General features: G+C 51.6%; 7 protein-coding genes. 4 read left to right on the top strand and 3 right to left on the bottom strand.

Annotated features, from left to right (window positions below; all coding sequences use genetic code 11):
* Nucleotides 1–269: 269 nt before the first annotated feature.
* Nucleotides 270–557 (bottom strand): hypothetical protein, encoded by a 288-nt coding sequence (locus ABE504_RS33205; protein ID WP_430097021.1) that lies wholly within the window; start codon nt 555–557, stop codon nt 270–272.
* 153 nt (nt 558–710) lie between these two features.
* A complete protein-coding gene (locus ABE504_RS33200; RefSeq protein WP_430097019.1) occupies nt 711–1,925 on the bottom strand; it encodes an S-layer homology domain-containing protein in 1,215 nt (404 codons plus the stop codon).
* A 213-nt stretch (nt 1,926–2,138) separates the two neighbouring features.
* Between ABE504_RS33200 and ABE504_RS33195 the strand changes: the two genes are divergently transcribed.
* The 4 genes from ABE504_RS33195 to ABE504_RS33180 all read left to right on the top strand — a co-directional run bounded on the left by ABE504_RS33195 (nt 2,139) and on the right by ABE504_RS33180 (nt 6,725).
* Nucleotides 2,139–3,788, top strand: a complete 1,650-nt coding sequence (locus ABE504_RS33195; protein WP_430097017.1) for an FAD-dependent oxidoreductase — start codon at nt 2,139–2,141, stop codon at nt 3,786–3,788.
* Between the two features lie 153 nt (nt 3,789–3,941).
* The gene (locus tag ABE504_RS33190; protein ID WP_430097015.1) at nt 3,942–4,718 is read left to right on the top strand and encodes a DeoR/GlpR family DNA-binding transcription regulator; all 777 of its coding nucleotides are present in this window, start codon (nt 3,942–3,944) and stop codon (nt 4,716–4,718) included.
* Nucleotides 4,711–5,535 carry a Cof-type HAD-IIB family hydrolase gene (locus tag ABE504_RS33185; RefSeq protein ID WP_430097013.1) on the top strand — a complete coding sequence of 275 codons (825 nt, stop codon included), beginning with the start codon at nt 4,711–4,713 and terminating at the stop codon, nt 5,533–5,535. The genes ABE504_RS33190 and ABE504_RS33185 overlap by 8 nt, the downstream gene beginning before the upstream one ends.
* Nucleotides 5,532–6,725 carry an MFS transporter gene (locus tag ABE504_RS33180; protein ID WP_430097011.1) on the top strand — a complete coding sequence of 398 codons (1,194 nt, stop codon included), beginning with the start codon at nt 5,532–5,534 and terminating at the stop codon, nt 6,723–6,725. The genes ABE504_RS33185 and ABE504_RS33180 overlap by 4 nt, the downstream gene beginning before the upstream one ends.
* 6 nt (nt 6,726–6,731) lie before the next feature.
* On the opposite strand, the gene ABE504_RS33175 is transcribed toward ABE504_RS33180, so the two are convergent.
* Nucleotides 6,732–7,277: a hypothetical protein gene (locus ABE504_RS33175; protein ID WP_430097009.1), complete on the bottom strand. Its 546-nt coding sequence runs from the start codon at nt 7,275–7,277 to the stop codon at nt 6,732–6,734.
* Nucleotides 7,278–7,489 lie beyond the last annotated feature (212 nt).

Here is a 7,489-nt window from a genome sequence, read left to right as displayed (position 1 = left end):
GCTGAATAGCTCATTGACTTGCTAGCGAGATTTTTCAATCTCATTAATGTCGATTACTCGACTTGCTTACTCACTCGTTGTTCAGTTTTCAAAGATCAATATCTTTCATTTCCGCCCCGCTCTCGCGGCCGGAATTACAATATAGCATACTCGCCTAACCAATTGCAAGCTTTAATTTTACGTTTTTCGCTAAAATTTTCAGCCCGTTTTGGCCGGAACCGTAATATATCATGGCGGCCGAAAGAATGCAACCTTTTGCCCATAAAAAATCAAGAATGCCCGGGATGATCCAAAATCCGCCCAATCAGATCCAACTCAAACTGCTCCTTCAGCGCATCGTTGCTTGTCCCAACTTGCAGACCAAGTTCATGGAACTCACGGATAACGTTCTGAATCTCGGTCAGCATTCCTTCCTGCGCGTACTGCTCCGTCTGATAAATAACATGGAAAGCCGTCGCTTGATACGCATCCGTAAAGCTTTGATCGACGCCCGCTCCCTCACGATAGTCTTCATAATACTTTTTAAACGTGGATAATAAAGAATCATTCATTTCCATCCGCTGACACTCCCCTAAAAAAAGATACCCCTAGCATCCCTCTCCGCTTTCCAAACTATGCGAAGGGCAACGCACAACAGACCCTTGCTTGTGCAAGGGCCTGTGTGCTAATCTAACCTTTTTCTATTTATAATCGTCTAAACGGTAACTACCTTATTTGACATCGATCGCAGAAACGATTTGGCCTGTTCCTTTCAATTGCACCACATGCCCTTGCGTGAAGGAACCGAGGTTGCCTGTCAATGCAAGCGTGGAAGCTACATTATAGGTAACCACTTGACCTGTTGTCGTGTTAGTGATGGTAACGGAAGTAATTTTACCTGCAGAATCAAGCGTTGTACTGTTTAAAATACCTGTCACATCCAGCGGCTGCTGCGTTGCGGAACCAAGGCCTGTCACCTCTACATAAACAACCGTGTTGTTGTACATACGGAATTTGACAGTATCGCCAACAAGCAGTTCAGAAGCGGCAACTTTCACACCGTTACGCAGAATGAAAGCGTCTGGATGCAAGTTGTACGAAACGCTCGAACCGTTTTGCGTTAAAATCAGAACATTGTTATACACGGCTGCGCCGACAGTACCTGTGTTCACATCTTGGTCAGGCAGTTGGTTGCTTGTGCGGTCAAGGAGCGCTGCAAGTTCAGCACGCGTGACGTTTTGGTTCGGACGGAACGTGTTGTCCTCGAAGCCGTCGACCAGCTTTTTATCCAGCGCTTCTTGTATGTAGCCTACGGAACCTGCCGGAATTTGCTTCGCATCTTTAAACGGCAGTGTGGAATTCATTTTCGCTTTCGCTTCGCCTTCCAGTTTCAACGCTTTGACAAGCAGCGTCGTTGCCCAGAGGCGGTTCGCTTCTTGGTTGGGTTGAACGGAATCTTCGTTCTCGGAGAAGAGATCGTTCTCAAGAGCAACGGCTACGTAGCCGACAGCCCATGCAGGGATTTTGTCCGCATCTTTGAAGTTCAATTTAGTTGCCATTTCTTCAGCGGATTCCGCTTGATCGCGAAGCCCCATCAGACGAACAGCCGCTGTAATCGCTTCGATACGGGATACGGATTGGGAAGGTTTGAAGGAACCGTCTTCATAGCCTTCGAAAACGCGTTTGGAAGCCAGACTTGCGATATATCTCATCGCCCACTGCGCATTTTTCATATCGTTGAAGTTGATTTGAATGATATTGACGTTATTGTTATTCCCCTGAATTGTAGGAACCGGTTGATACTTCTGATTGTAGCTGTTGCCGTTATTGCGGCCGTGATCATCGTTTTTATCATTGCCTTTTGCAAATGCTGCGGAAGCGCCGCCTAATACCATTGTACAAACAATTCCTGTTGCTACGAATTTTTTCATCATATTTTTTTTCATTGTCACTACTCCTTATGGATTGGATAATTGGATTTTAAAAATGGTATGGAGCCTTCGCGAAGGGTTCCTGGTTATGCTACAAGGATTCGACCTGCCCACTCCATATATGGGGGTGATCCTACAAAATCTTTTAATTAAATGTGTGAACTCTATTAAAACCGTGTCGAAACTGCTAAACTGAGAGCATAAATTCATAGAAAAAGGGGCTACTGTATGCGTTTACAAAACAGGCGGGTACAACTCATCATTCTCGGAGCGCTAATCCTGATTATTGCACTTATTACCGGCAGCACGCTGTATTTGAAAAGCGGGACAAACCAGGTTGCGCCAGCCGATGCCCCTAATCTTCCGCATCCAGATGTGCCGATAGCGACAGAAGCGCCTGCAACCGCACAGCCGACGCCAACCGAGACATCGCCGCCCGCCTACCCTTCCGAAAATGTGGATGTTGTGCTCATTGGCAGCGAACTCGAAGGACTCTACTTGGCCAGAGCCGCCGCGGACGAAGGGTTGACTGTCAAAATTCTCGATCCTCACCTCGCATTCGGCGGACAAGTGCTGCAAGGCCAGATGCTGTTTCTCGACGAGACCCGCGACGATCAAGGGCACCTGCTGGTTCAAGGCCGAGCGACAGAGCTGTTCGACGGCTTCCGAAACGGGAAAATCCGCAAACTCTCAGAATTCACTTCTTATATGAATAAACTCGGCAAAGACATTCCAATAGAATCGGGCATTACGATTAATAAAGTAGAAGAGCAAGAAACACCGGATCATTTACACAAGATCGCCTCCATCGTCTATCAAACGCAGAAAAAAGAAACCAAACGCATCTCCGCCACCTACTGGGTCGAAAACAGCGACTTCGCCGCGCTCATCTCGCAATTGAATGCGAAAAGGCTGCCTGGGCTTGAGAAATTTTACGGGCAAAAAGAGATTGAATACATGAGCGCCGGCATGATGATGAAGTTCAAGAACGTCGATTGGAAAAAGTTCAATACGACATTCAACGCCTATAAACCGGAAGAAAAATCCAAACTCTTTGGCGGCGGTTATGTCAATGAGTCGTATGCGATCGGGCTCAGCGGCATGACGAAGGCGTACCATCCGTCCAATGACCGCGTCTTCCTGCGCGGCTTAAATGCGGTGAATCAACGTGACGGCGAAGTGCTCATCAACGCGCTGCTCGTCTATACCGTAGACCCTGCCAAGCAGGAATCCGTGCAAGAAGCCGTGTATCTCGGGAACAAAGAGACGGGACTGATCCTGAATCATTTCCGCAAAACGCTGCCAGGTTGGGAAAAAGCCGAGCTTGGCGAGGAACCGAAGTATCCGTATATCCGGGAATACAATCACTATGAAATGGACTATACCTTGAAGCCGTCCGATCTGCTGTCCGGGGCGATGTTCTGGGACAACGTCAGCATCGGGGGCTACCCGCTCGATCTCCAAGGCACAAGCGCCAACAAATGGGGCATCGAAATGGGGCGCCCGGACAAATATGGAATGCCGCTGCGCAGCTTTTTGCTGAAAAACTACGAGAACGTGATCGCGGCAGGCAAAAATGTTGGATCCTCCGCCATCGCCTACGGCAGCACGCGCATTCAGCCGAATACGAGTATGGCCGCGGAATCGATCGGCGTGATCTTGGGTCAACTGCATGGCAAACATACACTTCGTGAAATAACACCGGATGAGATGACTACGCTGCATCAGTACTTAGCTTCACGTTATCACATCAAACTGACCGGAGTGACTGGCAAAAACAAGATCAGCGGATGGAACGAAGAAGAAATCCGCAAGCTCGATGCCGGTGAAATCACGTATCCAAGCTATGTACAGACCCGCAAACCGACAACCAAATAGCGCAACCTTCCGCCGTGCTCTCGTTCTGATTCGAGCGAGATGCACGGTTTTTTATGCAAAAATAAGGATTGAAAGATAAGGAAAGAGCATCTATAATAAGCACTATACTTATAATTACTTATAAACACGTAAGTTAAAGGAGCGTGATCGTGCGTGTTTCAAGAGGAACGCTTGCAGGCCATTCTTCAATACTTAGCCACCAATAAACGCATCACGGTGGATCAGATCTGCGAGTTGTACGACGTTTCCCGGGATACCGCCCGGAGAGACATGGTGAAGTTGGAGGAGCAAGGGACGATTGTCCGTACCCGTGGCGGGGCGATTCTGCCTACGTTATCCAAAGACATCGGCAATTATGAGCAGCGCATGCAGGAAGCATCCACCTCGAAGCTGACGATCGGGAAGACGGCGGCCAGTCTCGTGCAGGATGGCAATTATCTCATGATGGATGCCTCGACAACCGTTCTCCATGCAGCGGCCTCTCTGCGTTCGAAGCATAACGTCGTCGTCACGAACTCCATCGAAACGGCGGCGGTGCTGACGCGCAACGAGGAGATTACGATTCACATGCTCGGCGGCGTGCTCGATAAGAAGCACCACCGTGTCTGGGGAGCCAAAACACTCGAGATGATCCATGACTATCATGTCGATAAGCTTTTTATCGGGACGTGCGGCATTACGGAAGACGGCCTCTCGGCGCCCGACGAGGAAGACAGCTATATTGTTCGCACCATGATAGAGCACGCGGATCAGGTCATCGTGCTTGCTGATCATTCGAAGTTCGGGAAAAGACTTTTTCACCGCGTCGTTGGCTTTGATCGAATTGATGTCCTGATTACCGATCAGGAAGTGAGCAGCAGCATGCGCGAGCTGCTGAATGCGAATGAAGTGAAACTTGTTTTAGCAGGAGGAGAAGACAGCCATGATTAAACTCATCGTAAGTGATTTGGACGGAACGCTCTTGGACCATGATAAAAAAGTCGCACAACGGGAAAAAGACGCGCTGCTGCACGTCAAAAATTCCGATGTACAGCTCTGCCTGGCATCAGGAAGAATGCACGCGGAAATGCGTCAGGTGTTGGAGGAAATCGATCACGAAGCTTATATCGTCTCGCAGAACGGCGCTTTTATTCACTTGGCGGATGGGGCGTTGCTGCAGGCGAAGTATTTTGAGACGGCGCTGGCCCAGCGGGTCTTCCGCATGATTCAAGAGGTCGAAGCGGTGAAGCTGTTCTGTTCCGGCGAAGCGAATCATATCGGCCAGCTCAGCCCCGCTTCCGATGCGATTCAGGCTCGCATGTTCGAGCAATTCGTGCTCAACGAAGCGTTGGCAAATGAGCTGCATGAAAGCTTTCCAATCTGCAAGTTCTCCCTGTTCGGGGAGCTGGGGCCGCTGCTGGCGCTCAAAGATCAATTGCAGCAAGAGCTCGGCAATCTCGTCGATGTGTACATCGCCGACAAGGACTGCCTCGACATTATGCCGCGAGCGGTATCGAAGGGAACTTCCCTGCTTGTACTCGCGAAGGAGCTCGGCATTCAGGCAGAGGAAATCGCCTGCGTAGGCGACTCTTTCAACGATGTCTCCATGTTCGGCATTACGCCCCACAGCTTTGCAATGAGCTCGGCGCATCCCGATGTGAAGAAGCAAGCCGGACGCCAGGTTGAATCCGTCTCTGAAGCGATTCATTATGTCTTGACTTACAATGAAAATAAGCAGAAAGAGCAAAGAGGCAGCGCAAAGTCATGAAACGATTGCTCTTTATGGGATGCCTGTCCTACTTGTTGACCGGCTGTACACACGTAATCCTGGGCGCCGTGCTTCCCGAATTGCTTCATCATTACGGACGCAGCTACAGCGCCGGCGGCACGCTCGTCTTCCTTGAATTCGGCGGCTTTCTTCTCGGCGTGCTGGCGATGCCATGGTCCGTTCGCTATCTAAGCCGCAGGACGATGATTACACTGGCGTTCGGTTTACTTTTTCTGGCGATGACGATGATTGCCCTCCTCCCGCCTTGGACGCTTATGGTGCTGTTCACGTTCATCGCAGGCGTGGCGTTCGGACTGGTCGAGTCCGGCATCTCCACCTCCGTGCTGCTTGCAGCGAAAGAGCAGCAAGCGATCGCTTTCAGCAAGCTGGAGGTGGCCTTCGGACTCGGCGCGCTCTGCATGCCGCTGATTTCCAGCCTGCTCATCGCGGGCGGCGTCTGGCGCATGGCTTTTCTGCTGCTGGCCCTCAGCGCGCTAATGACCGGGGGTGTCTGGTCCAGACTTTCTTTGGGCGAGCATGACAAGCTGCTCGGCAATAAAGCCGATCGCTCGCAGCCAGGGCAGCGGTCATCCGCTTTGAACCGGAAATCGCTTGCTTTTCTCGGCTTATTCATGGTCGTATTCTTTCTCTATGTCGGTATGGAGAACGCCATCGTCAATTTCTTACCCTCGATTTTCAAAGACGGGCTTGGCGCTTCCAGCTCCGTTGCTACGCTGGCGGTGACCGTTTTCTGGATTGCGATGGTAGGCGGACGCTTGTTCGCCGGCAGATTGGCGGAGAGTATGACGTATTACCGCTATTTGATCGTTTCTTTTGCGGGGGCGGTTGTCACCGCGTTGGTGTGGATCTTTAGCGGAGAAATGTGGAGCTCATTCGCTTTGGTACTGATTCTCGGCCTGTTCATGGCCGGCATGTACGCCGTGGCACTGATCTATGCGAATCAGCTGCTGCCGGGCCGAACGGAACAGACGACCAGCGCGCTGATCGCAGCCGGCGGTTTTGGGGGATCGGTTTTGCCGCTTGGCGTCGGCTGGGGCATGGATCACTTGAGCCTCGACGTGGCCATCTGGTTTGTTGCGGCGGGGATGTGCGCGGTGTTTGCTATTATTCTGTATTCGCGGAGATCGCGGGTGGAAATTGCGAGAGAACCTGAGGGGAACGTGGCGTAACCCCTCTTATTGAAAAGCCTTGAACTGCACGACGACGGCGTCCTTCTCAAACGTCACGGCGCGAATGCCGATCAGCTTGGGCAGGTAGCTTTCCAGCGGAATGACCGTCTGGGGAAGCGTTAACCAGGAAGCCGGCAGCAGCTTGCCGCGAATGTCCGCTTGCTGCGGTGTAATGACCAGATTCGGCGGCTGCCAAGCTAGCGAGAACACCATATGTACGCCGACCGGAATCCGCTCCTGCCAAGTGACATTGACGTCGGCATCCAGCCGGCTTCCATCCAAATGCAGCTTGGCGCCGTCAATTTCAAGGTCGTGCGGAAGCTCGCGATGCGAGGATAATTGCTTTTTGACTACATCATTAATTTCCGACTCAGATAGTCGGACTTCCAGCTTACGATTGACCAGCATCGCCTCCAGCTTGCTGACGATGGAAATATCCTGATAGGCCAGGTCCAACGTCTCGGCCGGCTTGACCCAGCGGATCAGCAGCACCGCAAGGAGAACAAGACCTGCCATCAGCACAAGTAAGCTGATGCCTATACGTTTGAGCATGTGGGCAACCTCCTGCTCCAGCATTGAAAAACGGCGGTGGACGCCCATGCCCACCGCCGTTTATTATTGACAGAAGCTACTCCGTCGGCTTCTGTTTGTCTTTGAGCCAGCGCGGCGCGCCCTTGTTCTTGCGGTCGCGCTCGCGCTGCGCCTTGCTGACGGCTTTGCCGCCGGCAGCAGGCGGCTTCGCGGCCGGGCGCACCGCCCCGGCC

The sequence above is a fragment of the Paenibacillus oryzisoli genome, assembly GCF_050467285.1.
Taxonomy (GTDB): domain Bacteria; phylum Bacillota; class Bacilli; order Paenibacillales; family NBRC-103111; genus Paenibacillus_E; species Paenibacillus_E oryzisoli_A.
Note: the sequence above shows the minus strand (reverse complement) of the source record. Positions and strands in the feature narration are given on the sequence as shown.

Bases quoted from the DNA above. Each gene is read 5' to 3' on its own strand.
- ABE504_RS33205 (WP_430097021.1), bottom strand. From the start codon at position 557: ATGGAAATGAATGATTCTTTATTATCCACGTTTAAAAAGTATTATGAA.
- ABE504_RS33200 (WP_430097019.1), bottom strand. From the start codon at position 1,925: ATGAAAAAAAATATGATGAAAAAATTCGTAGCAACAGGAATTGTTTGT.
- ABE504_RS33195 (WP_430097017.1), top strand. From the start codon at position 2,139: ATGCGTTTACAAAACAGGCGGGTACAACTCATCATTCTCGGAGCGCTA.
- ABE504_RS33185 (WP_430097013.1), top strand. From the start codon at position 4,711: ATGATTAAACTCATCGTAAGTGATTTGGACGGAACGCTCTTGGACCAT.
- ABE504_RS33180 (WP_430097011.1), top strand. From the start codon at position 5,532: ATGAAACGATTGCTCTTTATGGGATGCCTGTCCTACTTGTTGACCGGC.
- ABE504_RS33175 (WP_430097009.1), bottom strand. From the start codon at position 7,277: ATGCTCAAACGTATAGGCATCAGCTTACTTGTGCTGATGGCAGGTCTT.